The organism is Synechococcus sp. CS-205, from assembly GCF_025128255.1.
In the GTDB taxonomy this organism is placed as follows: domain Bacteria; phylum Cyanobacteriota; class Cyanobacteriia; order PCC-6307; family Cyanobiaceae; genus Regnicoccus_A.
On the sequence record NZ_JAHLZB010000024.1, the window covers coordinates 156,075 to 178,866 of the forward strand.

Here is a 22,792-nt window from a genome sequence, read left to right on the forward strand (position 1 = left end):
GCCTTTGCGTGCTCCCTCCCGATCTGCGCAGCGCCGAAGCTGAGGCCCTCTCAGCCCTGGCGGCGGCCCTCGCTGACACCCCCCGCGGGCGCTGGACGGTGGAGCTGCGCTTCGAGGGGCTCAAGGTGCTGCCCCTGGCCCTGAGGCTGCTGGCGGCCCTGGATCCCACGGAGCGGCCTGTGCGCCTGCTCTTCCCTGACGCCGGTGCCGCCGCCCTGGCCCGGCGCGATGCCCCTGAGCTGGCGCCGCATCTGGGCTCGCTCGGGGATCAGCTGCGGCGCCAGGAGCAGCAGAGTGATCCCCCCTCCGCCGACCTGCTGATCATGGTGGAGCCCGCCCAGGCCGAGTACGAGGAGGTGGAGCGTCTCTGTCAGGCCCATCCCGCCGGGGTGGTGCTGCTGAACGGACGCCTGGAGGACGCCGCCGTGGGCATCGGCAGCGTGGCCCGCGAGCGCCGGCGGGGGTTTCTCGCCTCCTGGCAAGCGGCCTATGCCCTTCTGCCTCTGGACAGCGGCGCCCTTCGCTTCACATTTCCCGGTCCATGGGAGCTCTATCGCCTGGATCCCGACGGCTACCGTCCAGCCGCCAGCTTCGAGCAGAAGCCCGATGCGGAACAGCAGGCTGAGGCCCTCAGCTCCGAGGACGGCCCCGATGTGGTGGCGGGTCTGCAGGCCCTCGACCGGTTCATCGGCAGCCTGCGCAACTGACCCCCCCTGGCCGGAGCGGTGAAGGCTCCTTAAAGTTGCGCGTCTGCCCCCTGCCCATGCCCCCTGAGTCAACCCCCGCAGCGCCGGGTGGGTCCTCCCGCTGGGGGCTGGTCGACATCGGCGCCGCAGGCGCCGTGCTGCTGGCCATCGCAGGTGTTGTCTGGAGCCCGAAACTCAGTGGTGCCGTGGCCACCGCCACCGGAGCGATGCAGCCGGTGACGGTGATCGTCGACGTGCGCGGGATTCCCTCCGCTGATCCCGATGGCTTGATCGCCGCAGCCCGTGAGGAGGGGAAGGTCAGCATCGTGATCCGCAATCAGCCCCACGGCAGCGTGAAGCTCAAAGATCTGGAGCGGCTGCAGCGCAGGCTGGTGGCCCTGCAACCCGACGGGAGCGTCGTGACCGCCGAGGATCCGAACCAGGCCAGGGTCGGCTCCCTGGATGCCCGCTTCGTTCTCGAGGGCCAGGGCCGGAAGACCGAAGGCGGAGTGGTCTTCGGCAACCAGAACCTCAAGATCGGAGCCCCGATCGAGCTTGAGGGTCGCAACTACCGCCTCAATGGTTCTGTCAGTGGTCTTGTCCTTGGTGAGTCCTGAGATGATGGTGATGATCTCCCAGTCCCAGCCCCGTCGCGCCCCTCGGAGTCTGGTCAGGGCCCTTGCCTTCGGCCTGGCCCTGGCGCCAGGACTGCCCGTGCTGGCTGCCGACCCCCTGGCCCGCCTTCCCGGTTCCCCGGCAGCGGCCGGACTGCCACGGCTCCAGAGCCAGGTGAGCTGTCCGGCCCTGCAGCAACGGGTCCAGGCCAGCCTGGGGGCTGAAGCCAGGGTCTGGAGTGTGTCGGTGGCCGATGGCAACGGCCGCCTCCTGGCCGATGTGAACGGCCTGCAACCGCGGGTGCCCGCCTCCAACCAGAAGCTGCTGAGCACGGCCTTCGCTCTGGATCGTCTCGGTCCTGACTATCGCCTCACCACCCGCCTCTGGCGCCTCTCCGATGGGACCCTGCGGCTCACCGGAGAAGGCGATCCCGACCTTGCCCTGCCCCAGTTGCAGCGCTTCGCCAAGCTGGCTCTCGGCTCCGGGGGCGCCGATGGAGCCCCCCCCAGCGCGGTGCGGCTCCAACTGGCCGAGATGCCACCCCAGGCCTGGTGGCCCCAGGGCTGGCATCCCGGTGATCGCGCCTATGCCTACGGCGCTCCGATCACCCGCCTGGCCCTCACCAGCAATGCCATCGACATGGCGGTGGCCAACCCCACCTCCCGGCTGCGCACCCTGCTCAACCGGGAACTGGTGCGCCAAGGGGGGAAGGCCATCCAGATGACGGTGGTGTCCCCCGACGCACCCCTCTCCAGCGACGCCGTGCTGATCCATGAGGAGCCCTCAGCTCCGATGCACAACCTGCTCAGCCTGGCCAACACCGAAAGCCATAACTTCACCGCCGAAGTGCTGATGCGTCAGGCCAGCGGCAGCTGGAATCTGGCCGTCAGCCGCCAGGCCCAGATGCAGTGGCTGGCCGAGCAGGGCCTGCCACTGCAGGGAATCCGGGTGGCCGATGGCAGCGGCCTCGACCGGGCCAATCGGCTCACCAGCCGCTTCGTGACCTCCCTGCTGCTGACCATGGGGCAGCACCCCTATGCCGGCTACTACATGGCCTCCATGGCGGTGGCCGGTCAGCGGGGCACCCTGCGCAACCTCTACAAGGGCACCAGCCTGGCGGGCCGCTTTCGCGGCAAGACGGGCACCCTCACCGGAGTGCGCTCGATCAGTGGCGTGCTCAGCACGAGTGATGGACCCCGTTACGTGAGCCTGATCTCGAATGGTGCTCGGACTCCGAACACCACCATCGGGAGGGTGCTGCGTCAGGTGCAGAACATCAGCCTCTGCCAGCCACCTGCCTGAGCCGTGAGGCGGCCCGCCGGGCGCGGCTGATCGGCACGGCCGCCTGCTCACCGGCAGGCGGTTGTGCCGCGGGGCTCCTCTCGGCCGACGCCGACACCTCGGTGCTCTGGATACGGACCAGTTCGCGGCGTCCGGCCAGAACCACCTTGCTCAGTTCTCCCAGTCGTCCCTCCAGTTCGGTGAGCACCTGCTCGGCATAGCGGTTGGCGCCGTCCTGCACCGTGGTGGCTTCCTGGCGGGTGCGGCTGATCAGGGCCTCGCACTGTTGCTGGGTCTGCTGGCGGAACTGCAGGGCGTCGTTGTGGAGGCGCTCGGCTTCCGACTGGCTTTCGCGCTGGATGCGAAGCCCTTCCTGACGGATCTTCTCCAGCTCCTGCAGGCTCTGCTGCCGGGAGCGTTCGTGCTGCTCGCTCAGTTGGCGCTTCATCTCGGAGAAGTCCTGGTCGAGCTGCTGTCGCCGCTGCATGGCCTCCTGCTCCAGCTGCTGGCGGCGGCTGCTGAACTGCTGTTCGGTCTGGGCGAGCCGGGTCTGATGCTCCTGTTCGGTCTGGGCCACCTGCTGCCGGGCCGAGAGCAGGAGTTGCTCGCACTGCTGCCGGGCCTGCTCGCGCAGCTCGGTGACCTGACGCTCGGCCTCCTGGCGAACGGCGGCGGAATTGATCAGCTGCTCCCGCTCCTGGCGGGCCCGGCCGATGATCTCCTCAGCCTGCTGGCGGGCCTGGGCAATGAAACTCTCCCGCTGGCGCAGCAGCTCCTCGGCCTGATCCAGCTGCGACGGCATGGCCTCACGGACCGCGTCCATCAGCTCGATCGCGTCCTGCTCATTGACGAGGCGGCCCCCGCTGAAGGGAATGCGGCTGCCCTCCAGCACGATTTCTTCGAGCTGGTCGATCTGATCCAGCACGCTGATCCGAGTGTCGGCCATCTCAACGGGGCAGAGGATTACCGATTAAAGAGCCTGGCGAGGTCATCCGCCACTCCTGGCGGGACCATGTGGCGCACATCCCCACCGAAGCGGGCCACTTCCTTGACCACGCTGCTGCTGAGAAAGCTGTGGTGTGCGGCCGTGGCGAGGAACAGGGTTTCAACCTCCGCGGCCAGGCTGCGGTTGGTGTGGGCGATCTGAAGCTCGAACTCGAAATCGCTCATGGCCCGCAGCCCGCGCAGGATCACGGTGGAGTCGCAGCGTCTGGCGAAGTCGACGGTGAGGCCGTCGAAGCAGCTCACCTCGACTGTCTCCAGGTGGGCCGTGGCCTGGCGGATCTGGCTGAGCCGCTGCTCGAGGGGGAAGCTGGCCTGCTTGCTCGGGTTCTGCAGCACCGCCACCACCAACCCTCCGAACAGCCGCTCGGCCCGCTCGATCAGGTCAAGATGGCCCAGGGTGAGGGGATCGAAACTTCCGGGATACAGGGCCTTCATGGGAGGTCGGTCATGGGGCCCCCTGCAGGGAAGCGTTGGCGCGGATCCTATGGACGATGCCGCTGCAGGCGATGACACTGCCTAAAGTCAGGGTATCGATCGCGACAGGGCAGATGGCCACCGACGCTCCCACCAGCGCCGCCAGCGGCGGCCTCGATGCCGCCGCCAAGAAAACGCTGCTGCGCAAGATCCCCCACGGGCTGTTCATCTGCGGCGTGGCCGAAGGCGACACCGTCAACGGCTTCACCGCCAGCTGGGTCACCCAGGGCTCCTTCGAACCACCCCTGGTGGTGGTGGCCGTGCGGGCCGATTCCACCAGCAACGGCATCATCCAGCGCACCCGGCGCTTTTCACTCAACGTGCTCGCGGCCGACCAGAAGGACCTGGCGGCGGTCTTCTTCAAGCCCCAGAACGGCGTGGGCGGCCGCTTCGACGCCGCTCCCTACAGCCTGGGTCCCCTCGGTCTGCCGATCCTGGAGGCTGCTCTCGGCGCCGTCGAATGTGAGCTGGTTGGTGAGGTGGCCCATGGGGATCACACCGTGTTCGTGGCGGAAGTGAAAAGTGCCGTGCTGCAGCGCGACGGAGCCGCCCTCGAGCTCGGTCCCACCGGCTGGCAGTACGGAGGCTGAGCCGGGCCCGGGAGTCAGTCGCCATGGGCCGCATCGCCCAGCCCCTGTTGACCGATCCCGATCGCCTCAGCCAGCGCCTCAGGGAGCTGCCCGCCGAACCGGGTTGTTACCTGATGCGCGACGTCGACGACCGCATTCTCTACATCGGCAAATCGAAGAGTCTGCGCAGCCGTGTGCGCAGTTACTTCCGCGATTCGCATGATCTGAGCCCCCGCATCCATCTGATGGTGCGTCAGGTCTGCGAGATCGAATTCATCGTCACCGACAGTGAAGCCGAGGCGCTGGCGCTTGAGTCCAACCTGATCAAGGCCCACCAGCCGCACTTCAACGTACTGCTCAAGGACGACAAGAAATACCCCTACCTCTGCATCACCTGGAGCGAGCCCTACCCGCGCATCTTCATCACACGGCGGCGGCGCCTGCGCAGCCCGCTCGACCGTTTCTACGGGCCCTATGTGGACGTGGGCCTGCTGCGGCGCACCTTCTTTCTGGTGAAACGGGTGTTTCCCCTGCGCCAGAGGCCCCAGCCCCTCTACCGCGATCGCACCTGCCTCAACTTCGACATCGGCCGATGCCCGGGGGTGTGCCAGGAGAAGATCAGCCCCGAGGCCTATCAGCAGACGCTGCGCAAGGTGGCGATGGTGTTCCAGGGTCGCAGCGACGAGCTGCTGGAGCTGCTGCGCGGCCAGATGGAGCGCTATGCCGAGCGTCAGGATTACGAGCAGGCCGCCCGGGTGCGCGATCAGCTGCAGGGCCTCGAGCAGCTCACGGCCGAGCAGAAGATGACCCTTCCCGACGCCTCGGTGTCACGGGATGTGCTGGCCCTGGCGGCTGATCACCGGCTGGCGGCGGTGCAGCTCTTTCAGATGCGGGCCGGTCGGCTGGTGGGACGGCTGGGCTACACCGCGGAGGCCTCGATCGCCAGCCCCGGGGCGATCCTGCAGCGGGTGCTCGAGGAGCACTACGCCCAGGTGGAGCCGGTGGAGATCCCCCCCGAGGTGCTGGTGCAGGTCACCCTGCCCAATCAGGAGCTTGTCCAGGAGTGGTTGAGCGAACGTCGGGGCCGGAAGGTGCGGGTGTTGCACCCGCAGCGCCAGGCGAAGGCCGAGCTGATCGAACTGGTGGAGCGCAACGCGGCCTTCGAGCTCAGCCGGGCCCAGCGCAGCGCCGAGCAGCATCAGCTGGCCAATGAAGATCTGGCCCAGCTGCTGGAATTGCCCCAGCCGCCCCGCCGCATCGAGGGCTACGACATCAGCCACATCCAGGGCAGTGATGCGGTGGCCTCCCAGGTGGTGTTCGTCGACGGGCTGCCGGCCAAGCAGCACTACCGCAAGTACCGGATTCAGAGCAGCAGCATCAGAGCCGGCCACAGCGACGACTTCATGGCGATGGCGGAGATCATGCGCCGCCGCTTTCGCCGCTGGTCGCAGGCCAAGGCCGAGGGGGCCGACCTGGGGCAGCTGCGCCGCAGCACCGACACCGCCCTGCATACCGGCGGTCTGGGCGACTGGCCTGATCTGGTCATGATCGATGGCGGCAAGGGCCAGCTTTCGGCGGTGATGGAGGCCCTGCGCGAGCTGGATCTGCACGAGGAGCTGGTGGTCTGCTCCCTGGCCAAGCAGCGGGAGGAGGTGTTTCTGCCCGGTGCCAGCCAGCCATTGGAGAGCGAGCCTGACCAGCTGGGGCTGCTTTTGCTGCGGCGGCTGCGCGACGAGGCCCACCGCTTCGCGGTCAGCTTCCACCGCCAGCAGCGGGGGGAGCGGATGAAGCGCTCGCGGCTCTCGGAGATTCCGGGGCTGGGTCCCAAGCGGGTCAAGGACCTGCTGGCCCATTTCCGCTCGATCGATGCCATCCAGCTGGCCAGCCCCGAGCAGATCGCCAAGGCCCCAGGGGTGGGTCCGGCCCTGGCCCAGCAGGTGTGGAGCTACTTCCATCCCAGCGACCACGAGCAGGATTCCGGCGGCGAATCCTCGAGCCAGCCGCTCAAGGGGCTCGTCGGCCGGGGCTGACCCAGCCTTTGCTCAGCCATCGCCATCGCGGCATGCTCTGACCGCGAGCCCGCCAAGCCCGGTGGCGGATTCCCCTAACTTGAGGCACTGCCCTTCCCTGCCCTGATGACGCTCCCGGCCCTTCCCCCGGAGGCCTATCTCTGGTTCAAGACCCTGCACATCGTGGGGGTCGTGGTGTGGTTCGCCGGGCTCTTCTACCTCGTGCGCCTGTTCATCTATCACGTGGAGGCCGAGGGGCTGGAGGACCCTGTGCGCAGCGCCTTTCAGGCGCAGTACGCCCTGATGGAGCGCCGGCTGGCCGGCATCATCACCACCCCGGGGATGGTGGTGGCCGTGGTCATGGCAGCGGGCTTGCTGATCGCCCAGCCCGCCTGGCTGCAGCAGGGCTGGATGCACGCCAAGCTTGCCGTGGTGGTGGCCCTGCTCGTCTATCACTGGTTCTGCTATCGCCTGATGGGTCAGCTGAGCCAGGGAACCTGCCGCTGGAGCGGTCGGCAGCTGCGGGCCCTCAACGAGCTGCCCACCCTGATGCTGGTGCTGGTGGTGATGCTGGTGGTGTTCAAGGGGCAGTTCCCCACCGGAGCGGCCACCTGGTTCCTGGTGGCCCTGGTGGTGGCGATGGCCGGCTCGATCCAGTTCTATGCCCGCTGGCGGCGGCTGCGCCTGGAGCAGGAGGTCCTCGCCGGTGGTGCCTGAGCATCCTCTGGTGCCCGTGCTCCAGGGGGTGGGAGCCTCCTGTTGCCCCGGGCGGCTCAACTTTCACTGCCACACCATCTGCAGCGACGGCAGCCTCCAGCCGGAGGGGCTGGCGGACCAGGCGGTGGATCTGGGTCTTGAGCACTTCGCGGTGACCGATCACCACAGCGTCGCGGCCCTGGCACCGCTTCGCCGACGATTGGCGCAGCACAGGGAGCGGGGCCTGGGGGTTCCCACCCTCTGGAGCGGGGTGGAGATCAGCTGCCTGCTGGAGGGCTGCCTGGTTCATGTGCTCGGCCTTGGCTTCGACCCGGATCACCCCGCCCTGGGCCCCTACCTCCAGGGCAGCGCCGTGGTGGGCAAGGCGCTGCGGGCCGAAGCCGTCCGCCGCGCGATCCATGCCGCCGGCGGACTGGCCCTGCTGGCCCACCCCGCCCGCTATCGGCTGCCCTACCACCTGCTGATCGCGGCGGCGGCCGAGCTGGGCTTCGATGGCGCTGAGGCCTTCTACGACTACGAACAAGGGCAGCGCTGGCGCCCGTCTCCTCTGGTGTGCGATGCGATCGCGGCCCAGCTGAGTCGGCTGGGATTGCTGACAAGTTGCGGTACTGATACCCATGGGCTGGGGCTCGGTGGCCGCTAGGCTCGTTCATAGGTTTCCGTTCCCTGACCATGGGTCTGCTTGATCGTCTGCTCGGCAACCGCTCCGAAGGAGCCTTTTCGTCCAAGGCCGCCAGGGAGAAACCGGCCAAGGCGAAGCAGGAAGAGAGCTTCTACCTCGATCCAGACGCCTCCAGCAGCCTGGGCGATGTCAAGTTCATGCGCCGTTCGAACAAGATCCGCCACACCTTCCCCGGCAACGCCGACAACCCCGGCGGCAAGGAAATGATCCAGGAAGTGGATTCGATGGCCGCACGGCTCGAGAAAGCCAGCACCGGCCTCCCCGGCACCGAGGTCAGCGCTGCCACCAGCAGCCCCAGTGGCGGAGTGCCCAAGCCGGTCAAGAAGACCTTTGTCGAGAAGATGAGCTCGGCCGAGCTGAGCAATCGGCTGCGTGGTGCCGCCGTGGGTGGTGTGAACGCCGCCGGTGGTACGGCGCCCGCCGCTCGCAAGCCCGACGGCAGTTCAAGCGAAGGCCAGCCGGCCATCAGCCGCCAGCAGGCCAAGCCCGGTGCCATCGACCCGTTCAAGGACATGGCCAAGGAGATCAACTCCTGATCTGCAGCCTCAACCCTCCACCAGGCTCTCACTGCTGAGCACCAGCTGCCTCAGCCGCTCCAGTTGTTCCGGGCCTGCCCCTTCCCACAACTGGCGGTTGTGGGCTTCCAGCAGCCGCTCGGCCATGTCGCGCAGTGCCCAGGGGTTGGCCTGGCGCAGGAAGGCCAGCAGCCCCTCATCCCCCAGCCAGGTGTCGCAGATGGCGCCGTAGCTCCAGTCAGGCACCCGTCCGGTGCTGGCGTCGTAGGCGAAGAGGTAATCGAGGCTGGCGGCCAGCTCGAACCCCCCCTTGTAGCCATGGGCGCGCATCCCCTCGATCCAGCGGGGATTGAGCACCCTCGAGCGCAGCACCTTGTCGAGTTCCCGCTCCAGCCGATGAACACGCGGTCGCTGGCTTCGGGAGTGATCGCCGAACCAGAGGGCCGGAGCCGACCCCCGCACCCGCTCCGTGGCCGCGCTCAGCCCACCCTGGAACTGGTAGTAGTCGTCGGAATCAAGCAGATCATGCTCCCGGTTGTCCTGGTTGTGCAGCACCACCTGCACCTGGCGCAGCCGTTGCTCCAGCCCGCCGCGGTCGGCAATCGCCTCGCCGCTGCCCTCGTAGCGCCAGCCGCTCCAGTTGAGATACGCCTCGCCCAGATCGCTGCGCTCCACCCACTGGCCACTGTCGATCAGCCCCTGCAGTCCAGCGCCGTAGGCCCCGGGGGCTGATCCGTAGACCCTGGCGCAGTGGCCCTCGCGGCGCAGAGCTGCCGCCAGGGGATTATCCGGCTCCGGTTCCTGCAGGCCCCCCACCAGGGCGGTGGCCCGGTTGACCCAGCCCACCAGCTGGGGGAAGGCATCCCGGAACAGCCCGGAGATGCGCAGGGTCACATCCACCCGGGGGCGCCCCAGCAGGGAGAGCGGGATGATCTCCAGGTCCACCATCCGCCGGGTGGGTCCATCCCAGACGGGCCTCACACCCATCAGCGCCAGGGTCTGGGCGATGTCTTCCCCGCCGTTGCGCATGGTGGCGGTGCCCCAGACCGAGAGCGCCAGGTGGCGCAGGTCGTCGCCCTCCTCCTGCAGATGCAGCTCCAGCAGCAACTCGGCGCTGCGCCGGCCCAGGTCCCAGGCCGCTTCGCTGGGCAGTCCGCGCAGATCGACGCTGTAGAAGTTGCGGCCGGTGGGCAGCAGGTCGGGTCGGCCGCGGGTGGGGGCTCCGGAAGGCCCGGCGGCGATCCGCTCCCCCGCCACCCCCGCCAGAAAGGCCTGCCGCTCGGCGTCGCCGCAACGCAGCAGTCGAGGGAGCAGATCGCCGCGGACCCGCTCCAGCACAGAGCGGGTGATGGCGCCGCAGGGGGGGAGGGCCGCCAGGGGGTCCACCAGCAGAGGCCGCAGCAGTTGCAGGGCCCAGTCCTCCAGCAGGGCCACCCCATCACCGATCCGGCGACAGGCCCCGTCGGCAGGCTCCGGTGCTGCAACGGCTGAGAGCAGCAGCTGCCGATCGACCGGATCCAGGGGCTCCTCCTCCGGGTCCGCCCAGGGGTCGAGCGCCAGCCCCAGGTCCCGGGCCAGCGCCTGGGTCAGCCCGGGCCCTTCGGCCAGGGGCGGCCGCGCCAGGCACAGCAGCAGCTCCAGCAGGGGTTCCTGAGAGGGCAGCCGGCCGAAGGTGTGCAGGCCGGTGCGGATCTGGGCCTCCTTGAGCTCGCAGAGGTAGCCATCGGCCCGATCGATGCGGCCCTCCAGATCGCCCGCCTCCAGGGGCAGCTCCAGGGTTTCGAGGGTCTCGGCCAGCCGCTGGCGCAGGGGATCTCTCCGCTCGCTGCCCAGCTGGCACGCCTCCCAGTACTCATCGAGCAGGGCCTCCAGGGCCTGGAGCGGTCCGTGCAGCCCCGCCCGTCCCAGGGGTGGGGTGAGATGGTCGAGGATCACGGCCTGGGCGCGGCGCTTGGCCTGGGACCCTTCGCCGGGATCGTTGACGATGAAGGGATAGAGGTGGGGCATGGGCCCCAGGGCCCATTCGGGGAAACACCGGTCTGAGAGCCCCAGCCCCTTGCCGGGCAGCCACTCCAGGTTGCCGTGCTTGCCCACGTGCACCACCAGCTGGGATCGCTCCACCTCCCGCAGCCAGAGGTACTGGGCCAGGTAGGCGTGGGTGGGCGGCAGATCCGGGCTGTGGTAGGTGAGGCTGGGGTCGCGGTCGTAGCCCCGCTCCGGCTGGATCAGCACATGGACGTGGCCGAAGCGCAGACCCCGGATCGGGAAACCGGCACCGCTCGGGGTGGTTTCCAGCCCACTGTCCTGATCGGCCGGGCCCCAGCGCCGCTCGATCAGCTCCCGTCCCTCCTGCGGCAGGCCGCCGTACCAGCGCTGATAGGTGGCCAGGGGGAGGTGGTCCAGGGGCGGCCGGTGGCCGCTCTCAGCATCGTTGCTGCGGCCTGCCAGCAGCTGCTCGATCAGCTCCTGGCCATCGTGCGGCAGGGCTGCGTCGGCCTCCCCCAGCTGGTAACCGGCGGCGGCCAGCCAATGCAGCATGGCCGCCGCACTTGCGGGGGTATCGAGGCCGACGCCGTTGGCCAGGCGGCTGTTGCGCGTGGGGTAGTTGGCGAGCACCAGCGACAGGCGCCGCAGCGCAGGGGCTGTTTCCCGCAGGCTCACCCAGGCCCCCACCAGACGGGCGATCCAGTCGAGGCGCTCCTCATCCGGCACGTAGTGATGCAGGGCAGTGGTCAGCCGGGCATCGGCCCGCTCCGCCGCCTGCTTGAACGCCCCGACCCGGGTGGTGAGGCGACCATCAAGCTCCGGCAGCGCCACCTGCAGACTCAGGTCGAGCGGTCCCAGGCCGATGCTGCTGCTCTCCCAGCGTTCGCGGCTGGAGCTGCTGCAGAGCAACTGCAGCACCGGCACGTTCAGGGCCTCCCAGAGCGGTGCACCCAGGCCCGCCTCCTCGAACTGCACCGAGGCGAAGGAGGTGGTGCAGAGCACGGCCTGCACCCCTTCGCGCTCCAGCAGGTCAGCCACACCGCGCTGCACCCCGGCCTCGCGCAGGCCGCTCACCCAGAGGGCCCTGGGACAGAGGCCCCGTCGGCGCAGGGCGGCCAGGGTGGCCTCCGCCAGGGACGTGTCGCCCGCCTGCAGCAGGGCGCGGTAAAGCACCAGGCCGATGCGGGGCCCGGGATCCGCCCGCCAGTCGTGGGGGGCGGGATCGGGCAGAGGGGCCGCCAGGGGCGGCTCCGGTCGCTTCCCATCCAGGAGGGCGGCGAGGCAGAGCAGCACCCGGCGCAGGTTCACGCGCCCCCCTTCCCGCAGGCAGCGGCCGATCGCCACCGCCAGGGCTGGAGCCACGTTGCCCAGGCCTGCCAGGTCGCCCTCCTCCTCCCTGGTGCCCGCCACCACGATCAGCTGGCGGCCAGGGCCGTCCGCCCAGTGGCGCAGTTGCTCGAGGCCATAGCTCCAGTGACCCCGTCCCCCCAGCAGGCGGACCAGCACCAGCTGGGTGTCCTCCAGGCTGGAGGCCAGGTAGTGGTCGATCACGGCCGGGTGATCCAGGGCCGCGAGGTTGAGGCCGCGGACCTCCTGGCTGAGCAGCGTCGGTTCGTCGCCCAGCAGGCCAGCCAGGGTGGTCAGGTCGGTGTCGGCGCTGCTGAGCAACAACAGGGGCGCGGAGGGTTGCTCCACGAAGAGGGGACCATCCGTTTCGCCGGTGGCGCCGGGAACTGCCGCAAGCCGATGCATCGATCCATCCTCGTTCCTGACGGTGAGAAGATCGAGGCCCGTCCACGGTGCGGTGCCGCCCGCCCCTCCCCCATCCCAAGCGTCTCCGCATGCAGAAGTTTCTTCCCTATGCCTGGTTCCAAGGCGGTTGCGTTCCGTTTGCGGAGGCCACCCTGTCGGTGGCCACCCACGCCCTGCACTACGGCACCGGGGCCTTCGGGGGGATGCGGGCGTTGCCCAATCCAGCCGATCCGGCTGAAATCCTGCTCTTCCGTGCCGACCGCCACGCCCGCCGGCTGAGCCAGAGCGCCCGCCTGCTGCTGACGGAACTGGACGAGAGCACGATCCTGAGTGCCATCGAAGCCTTCCTTCAGGCCAACCGACCCACCACACCGATCTACCTGAGGCCGTTCGTCTACACCAGTGATCTCGGCATCGCGCCGCGCCTGCACGACATCGAGACCGATTTTCTGATCTACGGCATCGAACTGGGGGACTACCTCTCCCCCGATGGGGTCAGCTGCCGTGTCAGCAGCTGGACCCGTCAGGAAGATCGCTCCCTGCCCCTGCGCGGCAAGATCAGCGGGGCCTACATCACCAGCTCCCTGGCCAAGACCGAGGCGGTGAAGAGCGGCTTCGATGAGGCCCTGCTGCTCAACAGCCGCGGCAAGGTCAGCGAGGCCAGCGGCATGAACCTGTTCATCGTGCGCGATGGCGTGCTGATCACCCCCGGGGTCGACCAGGACATCCTCGAGGGCATCACCCGCGCCAGCATCCTGGAACTGGCCCGCTCCCTCGACATCCCCGTGCTCGAGCGGGCGGTCGACAAGACCGAGCTGTTCGTGGCCGAGGAGGTGTTCCTCAGCGGCACCGCGGCCCGGGTGACTCCGGTGCGCCGCGTGGAGACCACCGATCTCCCCACGGAGCGCCCCGTGATGGAACTGCTGCGGGAGCGCCTCACCCGGATCACCATGGGCAACGACCCCAGCTATGACCACTGGGTCACCCGCATCCGCCTGCGCGACTGATTTCTAGAATGATTGCTGGCACGATCACGCGATGACGGCACTGGCAGGCGGGACGGCGGCGGCAGCGATGACGGGGACCCAGAGGATCGGGTTCCTGGAGCACCTCCATGGCCCTGGCCGTCCTGTGCTGGTTTTTGACGGCGCCACGGGCACCTCGCTGCAGCAGATGGATCTGAATGCCGAGGATTTCGGCGGCGCAGCCCTCGAGGGCTGCAACGAGAACCTGGTGATCACCCGCCCCGATGTCGTGCAGGCGGTGCACCGTCAGTTTCTCGAGGTGGGCTGCGATGTGATCGAAACCGATACCTTCGGTGCCGCCTCGATTGTGCTGGCGGAATACGGACTCGAGGATCAGGCCTTCGCCCTCAACCAGCGGGCCGCTGAGCTGGCCCGTGAGATGGCCGACCGCTACAGCACCCCCGCCAAGCCCCGTTTCGTGGCGGGCTCGATGGGCCCCACCACGAAGTTGCCCACCCTGGGCCACATCGACTTCGACACGATGAAGGCCTCCTTCCGTGAGCAGGCGGCGGGATTGCTGGCCGGCGATGTCGATCTGTTCATCGTGGAGACCTGCCAGGATGTGCTGCAGATCAAAGCGGCGCTTCAGGGACTGGAGGAGGCCTTCGAGGCCGCTGGCGAGCGAAGGCCGTTGATGGTTTCGGTCACGATGGAAACCACCGGCACGATGCTGGTGGGCTCGGACATCGCCGCGGTGGTCTCGATCCTGGAGCCCTTCCCGATCGATGTGCTCGGCCTCAACTGCGCTACCGGTCCGGAGCAGATGAAGGCGCACATCCGCTATCTGAGCGAGCACATTCCGTTCGTGATCAGTTGCATTCCCAACGCCGGACTTCCGGAGAACGTGGGAGGCGTGGCCCATTACCGTCTCACCCCCCTGGAACTGCGGCTGCAGCTGCTGCATTTCGTTGAGGACCTTGGGGTCCAGGTGATCGGTGGTTGCTGCGGCACCACCCCCAGCCACATCGCGGCTCTCGCCGAGCTGGCGGTGGATCTCCACCCCAGACCCCGCCCGGTGCGGCTGCCGGAGCAACGGCGGCAGCGGCCGGCCCTGCAGTGCGAACCGGCGGCGGCCTCGATTTACGGCATCACGCCGTATCACCAGGACAACTCCTTCCTGATCATCGGCGAGCGGCTCAATGCCAGCGGCTCTCGAAAGGCGCGTGATCTGCTCAATGCCGAGGACTGGGATGGATTGGTGGCCCTCGCCCGCGGCCAGATCAAGGAGAATGCCCATGTTCTCGATGTCAACGTCGACTATGTCGGCCGCGATGGCGAGAAAGACATGCACGACCTGGTCAGTCGCCTGGTCACCAATGTGAATCTTCCGTTGATGCTGGATTCAACGGAGTGGCAGAAGATGGAAGCCGGCCTCAAGGTGGCTGGAGGCAAGTGCATCCTCAACTCCACCAACTACGAAGACGGCGATGAGCGCTTCTTCAAGGTGTTGGAGCTGGCTCGCCGCTATGGCGCGGGCGTGGTGGTGGGAACCATCGACGAGGAGGGCATGGCCCGCACAGCTGAGCGAAAATTCGCCATTGCCCAACGGGCCTACCGGGACGCCCTCGAGTATGGAATCCCGGCCCATGAGATCTTCTACGACCCCCTGGCTCTGCCCATCTCCACAGGCATCGAGGAAGATCGCCGCAATGCCGTCGCCACGATCGAAGCCATCCGCAGGATTCGCGCCAGTCTGCCCGGAGTTCATGTGGTTCTGGGGGTGAGCAATGTGAGCTTCGGGCTCTCCCCCGCCGCACGGATCGTGCTCAATTCCGTCTTCCTGCACGACTGCTGTGAAGCCGGCATGGATGCCGCCATCGTCAGCCCTGCCAAGATCCTGCCGCTTGCCAAGATCAGTGAGGAGCATCAGCAGGTCTGCCGGGATCTGATCCACGACCGCCGTCGTTTCGAGTCGGAGCAGGTGGGCGCGATCTGCACCTACGACCCGCTCACGGTTCTCACCGGACTGTTTGAGGGGGTGAGCGCCAAGGAGGCCAGGGCGTCAGGCCCCAGCCTGGCCGATCTGCCCGTGGAGGAACGGCTGCGCCAACACATCATCGATGGCGAGCGCATCGGACTGGAGCCGGCCCTTGAGGAGGCCATGGCCAACCACCCACCGCTTCAGATCATCAACACCTTTCTGCTCGATGGCATGAAGGTGGTGGGGGAGCTGTTCGGCTCCGGACAGATGCAACTCCCGTTCGTGCTTCAGAGCGCTGAAACGATGAAGGCGGCGGTGGCCTATCTCGAGCCCCACATGGAGAAGGTGGAGGGAGAGAGCAGTGCCAAGGCAAAATTCCTGATCGCCACCGTTAAGGGCGATGTGCACGATATCGGGAAGAATCTGGTTGACATCATCCTGACGAATAATGGTTATGAAGTGATCAATCTCGGCATCAAGCAGGGGGTGGAGGCCATCATCGAAGCCCAGCGGCTGCACCAGGCAGACTGCATCGCCATGAGTGGGCTGCTGGTGAAATCCACAGCATTCATGAAAGACAATCTCCAGGCCTTCAACGAGGCGGGCATCACCGCTCCGGTGATCCTCGGCGGAGCAGCCCTCACTCCCCGCTTCGTACAGAAGGATTGCCGCTCTGTCTACAACGGCCAGGTGATCTATGGCCGCGATGCCTTCGCTGATCTGCGCTTCATGGATGCGCTCTCGGACGCCCGCAAGGCCGGTCAGTGGGATGACCAGCTCGGATTCCTGGCCGGTGCCCCTGCGGGTCTGGGCCTGGAGGTGGAGCTCGAGCCAGCGGCTGAGCCCAGAGCCACCGCCCCTGAAGGGGTAAGTGTGGACGATCAGCCCACGCCCGCAAAAGCCGGCGCCCCCGAAATCACCAGCGATCGCTCGGCGGCGGTGCCGGAGGAGCCCGCCGTGGAACCTCCCTTTCTGGGCAGTCGTCTGATCCATGAGGGTGAGATTCCGCTCGATGAGGTGTTCGCCTACCTCGATCGCAACGCCCTCTTCGCCGGCCAGTGGCAGCTGCGCAAGAGCCAGGAACAGAGTCGTCAGGCCTACGAGGCGATGCTGGTGGACAAGGCCGAGCCGGTGCTGCAGAGCTGGATCGAGCGTTGCCAGGGGGAGGCCCTGCTCACGCCCCGGGTCGCCTATGGCTATTTCCCCTGCGGCCGCGATGGCAATGCGCTGGTGGTCTTCGATCCCGTGAACACCACTCAGGTGCTCGGCCGCTTCGAGCTGCCCCGTCAGCGGGGCGGCAACCGCTACTGCATCGCCGATTTCTTCCGTGATCTCAGGGAGGGCGGGCCCAGTGATGTGCTGCCGATGCAGGCGGTGACCATGGGCGAACAGGCCAGCGCCTTCGCCCGTGAGCTCTTCGCCGCCGATCGCTACACCGACTACCTCTACTTCCACGGGCTGGGCGTGCAAATGGCCGAGGCGCTGGCGGAGTGGACCCACGCCCGCATCCGCCGGGAGCTGGGCTTCGCCGAAGAAGAACCCTCGACCCTGCGCGACGTGCTGGCCCAGCGCTACCGCGGCAGCCGCTATTCCTTCGGCTACCCGGCCTGCCCCAACGTGGCCGATTCCCGGCAGCAGCTGGCCTGGCTCGATGCTGGCAGCATCGGACTGAGCATGGACGAAAGCGATCAGCTTGAGCCCGAGCAGAGCACCACGGCCCTGGTGGCGGTGCACAGCCGCGCCCGCTATTTCAGTGCCTGAGGCCGCTGAAGGCCGCTCGTCCGAGGCGATGGCAGGCTGAGGCGTTCCTTGCCTGTCTTTCCATGGCGATTGCCGGTCCTGATGGTGTTGATGCGGCGATCGCCGCGGGCGTCGATCTCGATGGGAGTCCCATCCCTCCTGAGATGCTCAGCCTCTACAACGAGGTGATGCTGCTCGAATCGCAGCGGGCCCGCAGCGGCGTGCGCAAGTCGATGCGCAACCGGGTGGTGAAGACCGGCTCGAAGCACCTGGATCAGGCCAGCCTTGATGCTCGTCTCAAGGCTGCCGGCTGGGAAGGGCTCAAGTCCAAGGAGATCGACTTCTTCTACGGCTGAGGCTGCGCCATTGCGCCGCCTGGCCCGGCACTGGAGCTCAGAGGGATTCCAGGCTGTCGATCACCTCCTGCTGGAAAGCCTCCAGATCGGTGGAGTCGCTCAGATCGAATCCTTCACCGGCTGCATTCTGAAGGAGTTCCTGGAAGTGAAAGGCGCCTTCGCCATGGGCGAGGAATTCCATGGCGGAGGTTTCACCGCTTTCCCTGAAGGCGTCATGCAGGGCCATGAAGGCTGCATCTTCGGCGAAATCCCAGCTCATGAAGGTGTGAAGGCAAGGCGGAAGGGCGGCAGAAGGAGGCCTTCCAGCACCACGGCTCAATGACCTTTAACGCCTGCCCCCCCGAATCCGTCAACCTCCCGGCTGGATTTCGTGCCTGCGAATGGTCAGACTCAGCTGTCATGTCCTGGATTTCACGTGGATCAGTCGTCGTCAGCCCCAGGCCTTCAAACGCGGAATGTGCTGGGAGAGCCTCTGGTCGTCTGTGGCTGCGAGCCGATGACGGGCTGGTTCCGCGATGGCCACTGCCGCACTGATCCCTCGGACCATGGACGCCACACGGTCTGCTGCGTCGTCACCGACCTGTTTCTGCGTTACTCCCTGTCCCAGGGCAATGATCTGAGCACCCCCAGGCCCGCCTACGGATTTGCCGGCCTCAAGGCCGGAGACCATTGGTGCGTCTGCGCCGCCCGCTGGCTGGAGGCCCACGACGACGGCGTGGCTCCACCGGTGCGGCTGGAGGCCACCGAAGCGTCCACCCTGGAGTTGATCCCTCTGGAGCTGCTCCAGTCTTTCGGCGAGGCCCCTTCGCCCGAGGGTTGAGCCCTCAGTATTGAATGGTCACCAGGGAATGCTCGTCCCGTCCCAGGCCAGGAAGCGCCCGGAGTGGGCGGGCGTCTGGGCCGCCAGCACGTCGATCAGGTGGTTGGCGGCCCGCTCCGGGCTGAACAGTCGCTCCGCCGGCACCGAGCTGCGGAAAGGTGCGGAGAGGGCCGTGGCGGTGGTGCCCGGATGCAGCAAGGTGACGCAGGCCTGGGGCAGCCGTCGTTCCCATTCCAGGGCCAGGCAGCGCAGCAACTGGTTCTGGGCCGCCTTGGCGGCCCGGTAGCCGTACCAGCCCCCCAGCCGGTTGTCGCCGATGCTGCCCACCCGCGCCGAAAGGCTGGCGAAGTGCACGGGCCCCCGGCGGGGCAGCAGGGGCTCCAGGGCCCGTGCCAGCAGCACCGGGCCGTAGGCGTTGACGCTGAACAGACGCTCGAGGGAGACGCGCTCCAGCTGTTGCAGCCGTTTCTCCGGTCGCAGGCCGCCGTCATGGAGCAGGCCGGCGGTGTTGATCACCAGCCGCAGGCGCACATCCTCCGCCTGCAGCTGCCTCGCGCAGGCCGAGAGGCTGGTGTCGTCTGTGATGTCGAGGGGCAGCACCCGGCCTGGTGGCATCAGCCTTCCTGGGGAGCATTCCCGCCGGCTCGTGGCCCAGAGCCTCAGCCCTGGGGCCCGTTGGGACAGAGCCTGGAGCAACGCCATGCCGATGCCTCCGCAGCCCACCACCAGGGCATCCCCCTGCCAGTGGGCCAGATCGAGGCCGCCTTCAGGGGCCGGTGCTCCTTCGGCGGGCATGGACATCGGCGGGACCAACAGGGAGGGTGGCCCATGATGGGCCGATGGCTTTGCGCATCGGCATCTTCGGGCAGGGGGCTTGGGGCCGCTCCCTTCACCAGGTGTTCCGGCAGGCTGGCCACAAGCTCAGCGGCTGGTCGCGCCGCGACGGGGGTGATCCTGCCGATCTGCTGGCGGATCAGGATCTGATGCTGTGCGCCGTCGCCATGGCCGGCGTACCGGAGCTTTCCCAGCGGCTCTCCTCTCAGTGGCCATCGGGGCTGCCCCTGATCAGCTGCACCAAGGGCCTGAACCAGCGTCTCAGGCTCACCGCCTCACAGCTCTGGCAGCGCTCGATCCCCAACCTCCGCAGCCTGGTGCTGAGTGGGCCGAACCTGGCCGGAGAGCTGGATGGCGGTCTGCCTGCGGCCAGTGTGCTGGCCTCGTCCCACTCCGATCTGGCCCAGGCCCTGCAGCTGGAACTCAGCAGCCAGCAGCTGCGCCTCTACACCAATACCGATCCGATCGGCACCGAACTCTCCGGTGCCCTCAAGAATGTGATGGCCGTGGCCGCGGGAGTCTGCGACGGCCTGGGCCTGGGTGCCAACGCCAAGGCCGCGCTGCTCACCCGCGGGCTGGCGGAGATGGGCCGCCTCAGTCAGCAGCTGGGTGGTGAGTCCGACACCCTCTACGGCCTGGCCGGACTGGGGGATCTGCTGGCCACGGCCAACAGTCGCCTCAGCCGCAACCATCGCTTCGGGGTGCACCTCGCCGAAGGACTCACCGCCGAGCAGGCGATCCAGGCCATCGGCGCCACGGTGGAGGGTCCATCAACGGCCGTGGCGGCTCTCGCCATGGCCGATGGAGGCGAGGCCCTTTTGCCGATCTGCGCCCAGGTGGTGGGCCTGATCGAGGGCCGCTTCACCCCCCAGGAGGCCGTCCGCGCCCTGATGGATCGAGATCTCAAGCCCGAGGAGCGATGAACGACGGTGGTCTGCCTGCCGTCCTGATCACGGCCTTCGCCGAGAGGCCGCTTCAGGGCAATGGAGCTGCTGTGGTCGCCCTGGCGCGGCCAGCGTCGAGCGGCTGGATGCAGGCGGTGGCCGCCCAGCTGAGGCAGTCGGAGACGGCTTTTCTTTTGCCTCTCGAGGGCCTTCTGCCTGAGGCTGAAGCCGCAGGAGACTGGGCCCTTCGCTGGTTCACCCCGAGCTGTGAAGTGCCGCTCTGCGGCCATGCCACCCTGGCCTCTGCCCTGGCCCTGGGCCATTGGGGCCTCCTGCAGCCCGGCGGCACCACTCGGTTGCACAGCCGCTCCGGGCCGCTGCTGGTGAGCCTCAGCCCGGCCGCCGCGGGCTGCGCCCAGCTGGTGCTCCCCTCCGCGGGTCTGGAGCCCTCGCCCTTGTCCGTCGAGCTGGGCCCTCTGCTTGGCATGACGCCGCTGCGCAGCTGGCGCTCGGCCCTGGGCTACGGGGTGGCCCTGCTGCCACCGGAGTTCGACCTGCCGTCCCTTGACGGGGAGGCCCTCGCGGGGCAGTTGCCCGGTGAGCTGCGCCAGGGTCTGGTTCTGATGCAGGCGTTGGGGGACAGCGCTGATGCCCCTGCGCTGCAGGGGCTCAAGGCCGACTATCAGCTGCGTTTCCTGGCACCGGGCCTCGGCATCAATGAGGACCCTGTCACCGGCTCGGCCCACGCCCTGGTGGCCCCCTGGTGGTGTGATCTGCTGGGCCGCGATCGGGTCGTGGGCTGGCAACCCTCTCCCCGGGGTGGCGGAATGGTGTGCGATCGGCTGTCTTCAGGCATGATCCGCCTGTCGGGTTCGGGGCAACTGCTGTGGGATGGCCGCTTGAGCGCTGGTGTCGACGCTGCCGAACCCGTGGACTGGAGCTGCTGCCTCCCCGGACCAGCCTGAACCGCGTTCTGGTCACCGCCCCCCTGAGTGTGGTGGCCCTGGGCCTTGGCTTCCTGGCCCAGCAATCCTTCACCGAGCCCCGCTCCAGCCTCGATGCCAAGGTGATGGAGGCCTTGCTGCCGGCCACCGCCGCCGACGACCCCGACCGTCAGGCCGAGGCCCGGCAGCTGCAGGAGATTCAGGCGCGTCGTGCCGACGTGAGCACTGCCCCGCCTCCATCGGGACCCTCTCCCCGCGGGGAGCTGGCGCTTGCGGAGCCGGCCGCTGGTCGTCCCGTGCCCCTGGAAGCGCGGGTGGCCCTCCTGCGCCAGGCCGGTCGGCCCACGCTCTCGGCAGGGGGCCCCTGGCGTCTGCTGGATGGTGAGGGTCGGGTCCTGCTTCGTGGCAGCGGGGGGGAACCGGTCAACTGGAGCGCTCAGAGCAGTGCGGATCTCTGGCTGGAGAGCGCTGGTGGCCACGCCCTGCTGGTGAATGGGCTCCCCTACGAGGGACGGCTGCGCCTGCTGCGTGAGGGCGGCGGCATCACCCCGATCAACCACCTGCCCCTGGAGCGCTACATCGCCTCGGTGGTGGGGGCCGAGATGCCCAGTTCCTGGTCTATGGAAGCCCTCAAGGCCCAGGCGGTGGCGGCCCGCTCCTATGCCCTGGCCCATCTGGCACGGCCCGCCAACCGCTACTGGCACCTGGGAGACACGACCCGCTGGCAGGCCTACCGAGGGCTGGAATCGGTCAGCGCGCGGACGCGCGAAGCCACGGAACGCACCAACGGCCTCATCCTCAGTTACCAGGGAGGCATTGTGGAGAGCCTCTATGCCGCCAATTCCCAGATCACCCTGGAAGCCCATGGCCATCTGGGAGCGAGCATGAGCCAGGAGGGTGCCCAGCAACTGGCCCGTCAGGGCCAGCCTTACAACCAGATCCTCGGCCACTACTACCCGGGAGCCTCCCTGGCGCGGTTGCAGATCGGTGGAGCGGGCTGAGCGGATCTGGAGCGAGGCGCTGGAGCGCAGCCGTGGGGCCCTCGAGGGCGGCAGTCTCGTTCCCCTGGAAACGGAGTGGATCCCCCCCCAGGGCTGGGAGCCATTCCACCTGCGCCGGCTGCTCTCCGCCACCCCGAAGCACCTGAGGGCCTCGGGACCGAAGCCCAACCCCTTCCACCCCTGGGACCCCCAGCTCCAGGTGCGCCTGCTGGGGGACAGCCATCTGCTCCTGCTCAACAAGTATCCGGTCCAGGCGGGCCATGTGCTGCTGATCACCCAGGAGTATGCGCCCCAGTCCAGCTGGCTGGAGAGCGGCGACTGGGCGGCCGTGGCCAGGGTGGATGCCGACACGGGCGGATTGTGGTTCTTCAACAGCTGCGCCGAGGCCGGCGCCAGTCAGCCCCACCGTCACCTTCAGCTTCTTCCTCGCCACGGCGACCAGATCGTCTGTCCGCTGGACGGGCTGCTGAGGGCTCAGTCGGCCGGAGATGAGGAATCCTGGCCCTGGGCCTACCGGCTCACCCCCCGGCGGCCAGGGGAGTGCGCCGAGGACCTGGCGTCCACCTACCAGGCCCATGCCCTGGAGCTCGGTCTCGGCGACCCCGCCAGCGACGTCAGGCCCCTCCATCCCTACAACCTGATCTTCAGTGACCACTGGTTCCTCACGGTGCGGCGGCAGCGGGAACACGTGGCCGGGTTCAGCGTCAATGGTCTGGGGTTTGCGGGATATCTGCTGCTGAGCGAGCGCTCGGACCTGGCCTGGTTGCAGCGCGAGGGCCCCTGGTCCCTGTTGCAGGCGGTGGCGGCAGGGACTGAGGGCCTGACGCCTCACACCTGAGGGCTGAGCGCTGAGGGGAGTCTTGGGGAGGATTCAGTGATTCCACGGTTGCTGGAATCCGGCTGTTGGTCCGTATCTGGAAAAGGAGCAGCGACCTGGCGTTGCGGCTCCCTCTATCGCTCCAGATACATCCACCGT

The 22,792-nt window shown here is 68.0% G+C and carries 21 protein-coding genes; 16 read left to right on the forward strand and 5 right to left on the reverse strand.

Annotation, left to right across the window (positions count from 1 at the left end; all coding sequences use genetic code 11):
• The first annotated feature begins 8 nt into the window (after positions 1 to 8).
• Genes KQ297_RS06040 through dacB form a run of 3 tightly spaced genes read left to right on the forward strand, consistent with a single transcriptional unit; the run spans position 9 to position 2,603 of the window.
• Positions 9 to 707, forward strand: a complete 699-nt coding sequence (locus KQ297_RS06040) for a DUF1995 family protein (RefSeq protein ID WP_259738609.1) — start codon at positions 9 to 11, stop codon at positions 705 to 707.
• Between the two features lie 56 nt (positions 708 to 763).
• On the forward strand, positions 764 to 1,303 hold the full coding sequence (locus tag KQ297_RS06045; protein ID WP_185464579.1) for a DUF4330 domain-containing protein: 540 nt from the start codon (positions 764 to 766) through the stop codon (positions 1,301 to 1,303).
• A gap of 4 nt (positions 1,304 to 1,307) precedes the next feature.
• Entirely contained in the window at positions 1,308 to 2,603 is a 1,296-nt protein-coding gene (gene dacB / locus KQ297_RS06050) for a D-alanyl-D-alanine carboxypeptidase/D-alanyl-D-alanine-endopeptidase (RefSeq protein ID WP_259738712.1), read from the forward strand.
• On the opposite strand, the gene KQ297_RS06055 is transcribed toward dacB, so the two are convergent.
• Together KQ297_RS06055 and coaD are read right to left on the reverse strand one after the other, a co-directional pair.
• The gene (locus KQ297_RS06055; RefSeq protein WP_185464578.1) at positions 2,578 to 3,528 is read right to left on the reverse strand and encodes a hypothetical protein; all 951 of its coding nucleotides are present in this window, start codon (positions 3,526 to 3,528) and stop codon (positions 2,578 to 2,580) included. The two genes, dacB and KQ297_RS06055, sit on opposite strands and share 26 nt — an antisense overlap.
• A 17-nt stretch (positions 3,529 to 3,545) precedes the next feature.
• A complete protein-coding gene (gene coaD / locus KQ297_RS06060; RefSeq protein WP_259738610.1) occupies positions 3,546 to 4,022 on the reverse strand; it encodes a pantetheine-phosphate adenylyltransferase in 477 nt (158 codons plus the stop codon).
• A gap of 113 nt (positions 4,023 to 4,135) precedes the next feature.
• Between coaD and KQ297_RS06065 the strand changes: the two genes are divergently transcribed.
• The 5 genes from KQ297_RS06065 to KQ297_RS06085 all read left to right on the forward strand — a co-directional run bounded on the left by KQ297_RS06065 (position 4,136) and on the right by KQ297_RS06085 (position 8,574).
• Positions 4,136 to 4,651 (forward strand): flavin reductase family protein, encoded by a 516-nt coding sequence (locus KQ297_RS06065; RefSeq protein ID WP_259738611.1) that lies wholly within the window; start codon positions 4,136 to 4,138, stop codon positions 4,649 to 4,651.
• A 23-nt stretch (positions 4,652 to 4,674) separates the two neighbouring features.
• Entirely contained in the window at positions 4,675 to 6,660 is a 1,986-nt protein-coding gene (uvrC, locus tag KQ297_RS06070; protein ID WP_259738612.1) for an excinuclease ABC subunit UvrC, read from the forward strand.
• Positions 6,661 to 6,765: 105 nt separating this feature from the next.
• Positions 6,766 to 7,356 (forward strand): protoporphyrinogen oxidase HemJ, encoded by a 591-nt coding sequence (gene hemJ, locus KQ297_RS06075; protein ID WP_259738613.1) that lies wholly within the window; start codon positions 6,766 to 6,768, stop codon positions 7,354 to 7,356.
• Entirely contained in the window at positions 7,301 to 7,999 is a 699-nt protein-coding gene (locus KQ297_RS06080; protein WP_259738614.1) for a PHP domain-containing protein, read from the forward strand. The genes hemJ and KQ297_RS06080 overlap by 56 nt, the downstream gene beginning before the upstream one ends.
• Before the next feature lie 29 nt (positions 8,000 to 8,028).
• Positions 8,029 to 8,574 carry a hypothetical protein gene (locus KQ297_RS06085; RefSeq protein WP_259738615.1) on the forward strand — a complete coding sequence of 182 codons (546 nt, stop codon included), beginning with the start codon at positions 8,029 to 8,031 and terminating at the stop codon, positions 8,572 to 8,574.
• A gap of 9 nt (positions 8,575 to 8,583) precedes the next feature.
• On the opposite strand, the gene cobN is transcribed toward KQ297_RS06085, so the two are convergent.
• Positions 8,584 to 12,291 carry a cobaltochelatase subunit CobN gene (cobN, locus tag KQ297_RS06090; protein WP_259738616.1) on the reverse strand — a complete coding sequence of 1,236 codons (3,708 nt, stop codon included), beginning with the start codon at positions 12,289 to 12,291 and terminating at the stop codon, positions 8,584 to 8,586.
• Positions 12,292 to 12,380: 89 nt separating this feature from the next.
• Here cobN and KQ297_RS06095 point away from each other — a divergent pair, with 89 nt between their 5' ends.
• From KQ297_RS06095 to KQ297_RS06105, 3 genes are all read left to right on the forward strand, one after another.
• Positions 12,381 to 13,298 (forward strand): branched-chain amino acid transaminase, encoded by a 918-nt coding sequence (locus KQ297_RS06095; protein ID WP_259738617.1) that lies wholly within the window; start codon positions 12,381 to 12,383, stop codon positions 13,296 to 13,298.
• Positions 13,299 to 13,365: 67 nt separating this feature from the next.
• Positions 13,366 to 16,998, forward strand: coding sequence for a methionine synthase (metH, locus tag KQ297_RS06100; RefSeq protein ID WP_259738713.1), 3,633 nt, complete (start codon positions 13,366 to 13,368; stop codon positions 16,996 to 16,998).
• Positions 16,999 to 17,060: 62 nt separating this feature from the next.
• Positions 17,061 to 17,333 carry a DUF4090 family protein gene (locus KQ297_RS06105; protein ID WP_259738618.1) on the forward strand — a complete coding sequence of 91 codons (273 nt, stop codon included), beginning with the start codon at positions 17,061 to 17,063 and terminating at the stop codon, positions 17,331 to 17,333.
• 37 nt (positions 17,334 to 17,370) lie between these two features.
• Here KQ297_RS06105 and KQ297_RS06110 read toward each other — a convergent pair whose 3' ends face one another.
• A complete protein-coding gene (locus tag KQ297_RS06110; protein WP_185464568.1) occupies positions 17,371 to 17,592 on the reverse strand; it encodes a hypothetical protein in 222 nt (73 codons plus the stop codon).
• Between the two features lie 198 nt (positions 17,593 to 17,790).
• On the opposite strand from KQ297_RS06110, the gene KQ297_RS06115 reads away from it, so the two are divergent.
• Positions 17,791 to 18,153, forward strand: a complete 363-nt coding sequence (locus KQ297_RS06115; protein ID WP_259738714.1) for a DUF2237 family protein — start codon at positions 17,791 to 17,793, stop codon at positions 18,151 to 18,153.
• 18 nt (positions 18,154 to 18,171) lie between these two features.
• Here KQ297_RS06115 and KQ297_RS06120 read toward each other — a convergent pair whose 3' ends face one another.
• On the reverse strand, positions 18,172 to 18,954 hold the full coding sequence (locus KQ297_RS06120) for an SDR family oxidoreductase (protein WP_399251311.1): 783 nt from the start codon (positions 18,952 to 18,954) through the stop codon (positions 18,172 to 18,174).
• A 38-nt stretch (positions 18,955 to 18,992) separates the two neighbouring features.
• On the opposite strand from KQ297_RS06120, the gene KQ297_RS06125 reads away from it, so the two are divergent.
• Genes KQ297_RS06125 through KQ297_RS06140 form a run of 4 tightly spaced genes read left to right on the forward strand, consistent with a single transcriptional unit; the run spans position 18,993 to position 22,654 of the window.
• A complete protein-coding gene (locus KQ297_RS06125) occupies positions 18,993 to 19,910 on the forward strand; it encodes an NAD(P)H-dependent glycerol-3-phosphate dehydrogenase (RefSeq protein WP_259738619.1) in 918 nt (305 codons plus the stop codon).
• Positions 19,907 to 20,836 (forward strand): PhzF family phenazine biosynthesis protein, encoded by a 930-nt coding sequence (locus tag KQ297_RS06130; protein ID WP_259738620.1) that lies wholly within the window; start codon positions 19,907 to 19,909, stop codon positions 20,834 to 20,836. The genes KQ297_RS06125 and KQ297_RS06130 overlap by 4 nt, the downstream gene beginning before the upstream one ends.
• Complete coding sequence (locus KQ297_RS06135) at positions 20,758 to 21,816, forward strand: SpoIID/LytB domain-containing protein (protein WP_259738621.1); 1,059 nt, start codon at positions 20,758 to 20,760, stop codon at positions 21,814 to 21,816. Before KQ297_RS06130 ends, KQ297_RS06135 begins: the two co-directional genes overlap by 79 nt.
• Complete coding sequence (locus KQ297_RS06140; RefSeq protein ID WP_259738622.1) at positions 21,803 to 22,654, forward strand: ATP adenylyltransferase; 852 nt, start codon at positions 21,803 to 21,805, stop codon at positions 22,652 to 22,654. Before KQ297_RS06135 ends, KQ297_RS06140 begins: the two co-directional genes overlap by 14 nt.
• Positions 22,655 to 22,792 lie beyond the last annotated feature (138 nt).

Bases quoted from the DNA above. Each gene is read 5' to 3' on its own strand.
- KQ297_RS06095 (WP_259738617.1), top strand. From the start codon at position 12,381: ATGCAGAAGTTTCTTCCCTATGCCTGGTTCCAAGGCGGTTGCGTTCCG.
- KQ297_RS06105 (WP_259738618.1), top strand. From the start codon at position 17,061: ATGGCGATTGCCGGTCCTGATGGTGTTGATGCGGCGATCGCCGCGGGC.
- KQ297_RS06130 (WP_259738620.1), top strand. From the start codon at position 19,907: ATGAACGACGGTGGTCTGCCTGCCGTCCTGATCACGGCCTTCGCCGAG.
- KQ297_RS06045 (WP_185464579.1), top strand. From the start codon at position 764: ATGCCCCCTGAGTCAACCCCCGCAGCGCCGGGTGGGTCCTCCCGCTGG.
- dacB (WP_259738712.1), top strand. From the start codon at position 1,308: ATGGTGATGATCTCCCAGTCCCAGCCCCGTCGCGCCCCTCGGAGTCTG.
- metH (WP_259738713.1), top strand. From the start codon at position 13,366: ATGACGGGGACCCAGAGGATCGGGTTCCTGGAGCACCTCCATGGCCCT.
- KQ297_RS06055 (WP_185464578.1), bottom strand. From the start codon at position 3,528: ATGGCCGACACTCGGATCAGCGTGCTGGATCAGATCGACCAGCTCGAA.
- KQ297_RS06110 (WP_185464568.1), bottom strand. From the start codon at position 17,592: ATGAGCTGGGATTTCGCCGAAGATGCAGCCTTCATGGCCCTGCATGAC.
- KQ297_RS06125 (WP_259738619.1), top strand. From the start codon at position 18,993: ATGGCTTTGCGCATCGGCATCTTCGGGCAGGGGGCTTGGGGCCGCTCC.
- KQ297_RS06080 (WP_259738614.1), top strand. From the start codon at position 7,301: ATGCCCGCTGGCGGCGGCTGCGCCTGGAGCAGGAGGTCCTCGCCGGTG.
- uvrC (WP_259738612.1), top strand. From the start codon at position 4,675: ATGGGCCGCATCGCCCAGCCCCTGTTGACCGATCCCGATCGCCTCAGC.
- KQ297_RS06120 (WP_399251311.1), bottom strand. From the start codon at position 18,954: ATGTCCATGCCCGCCGAAGGAGCACCGGCCCCTGAAGGCGGCCTCGAT.
- coaD (WP_259738610.1), bottom strand. From the start codon at position 4,022: ATGAAGGCCCTGTATCCCGGAAGTTTCGATCCCCTCACCCTGGGCCAT.
- cobN (WP_259738616.1), bottom strand. From the start codon at position 12,291: ATGCATCGGCTTGCGGCAGTTCCCGGCGCCACCGGCGAAACGGATGGT.
- hemJ (WP_259738613.1), top strand. From the start codon at position 6,766: ATGACGCTCCCGGCCCTTCCCCCGGAGGCCTATCTCTGGTTCAAGACC.
- KQ297_RS06065 (WP_259738611.1), top strand. From the start codon at position 4,136: ATGGCCACCGACGCTCCCACCAGCGCCGCCAGCGGCGGCCTCGATGCC.
- KQ297_RS06085 (WP_259738615.1), top strand. From the start codon at position 8,029: ATGGGTCTGCTTGATCGTCTGCTCGGCAACCGCTCCGAAGGAGCCTTT.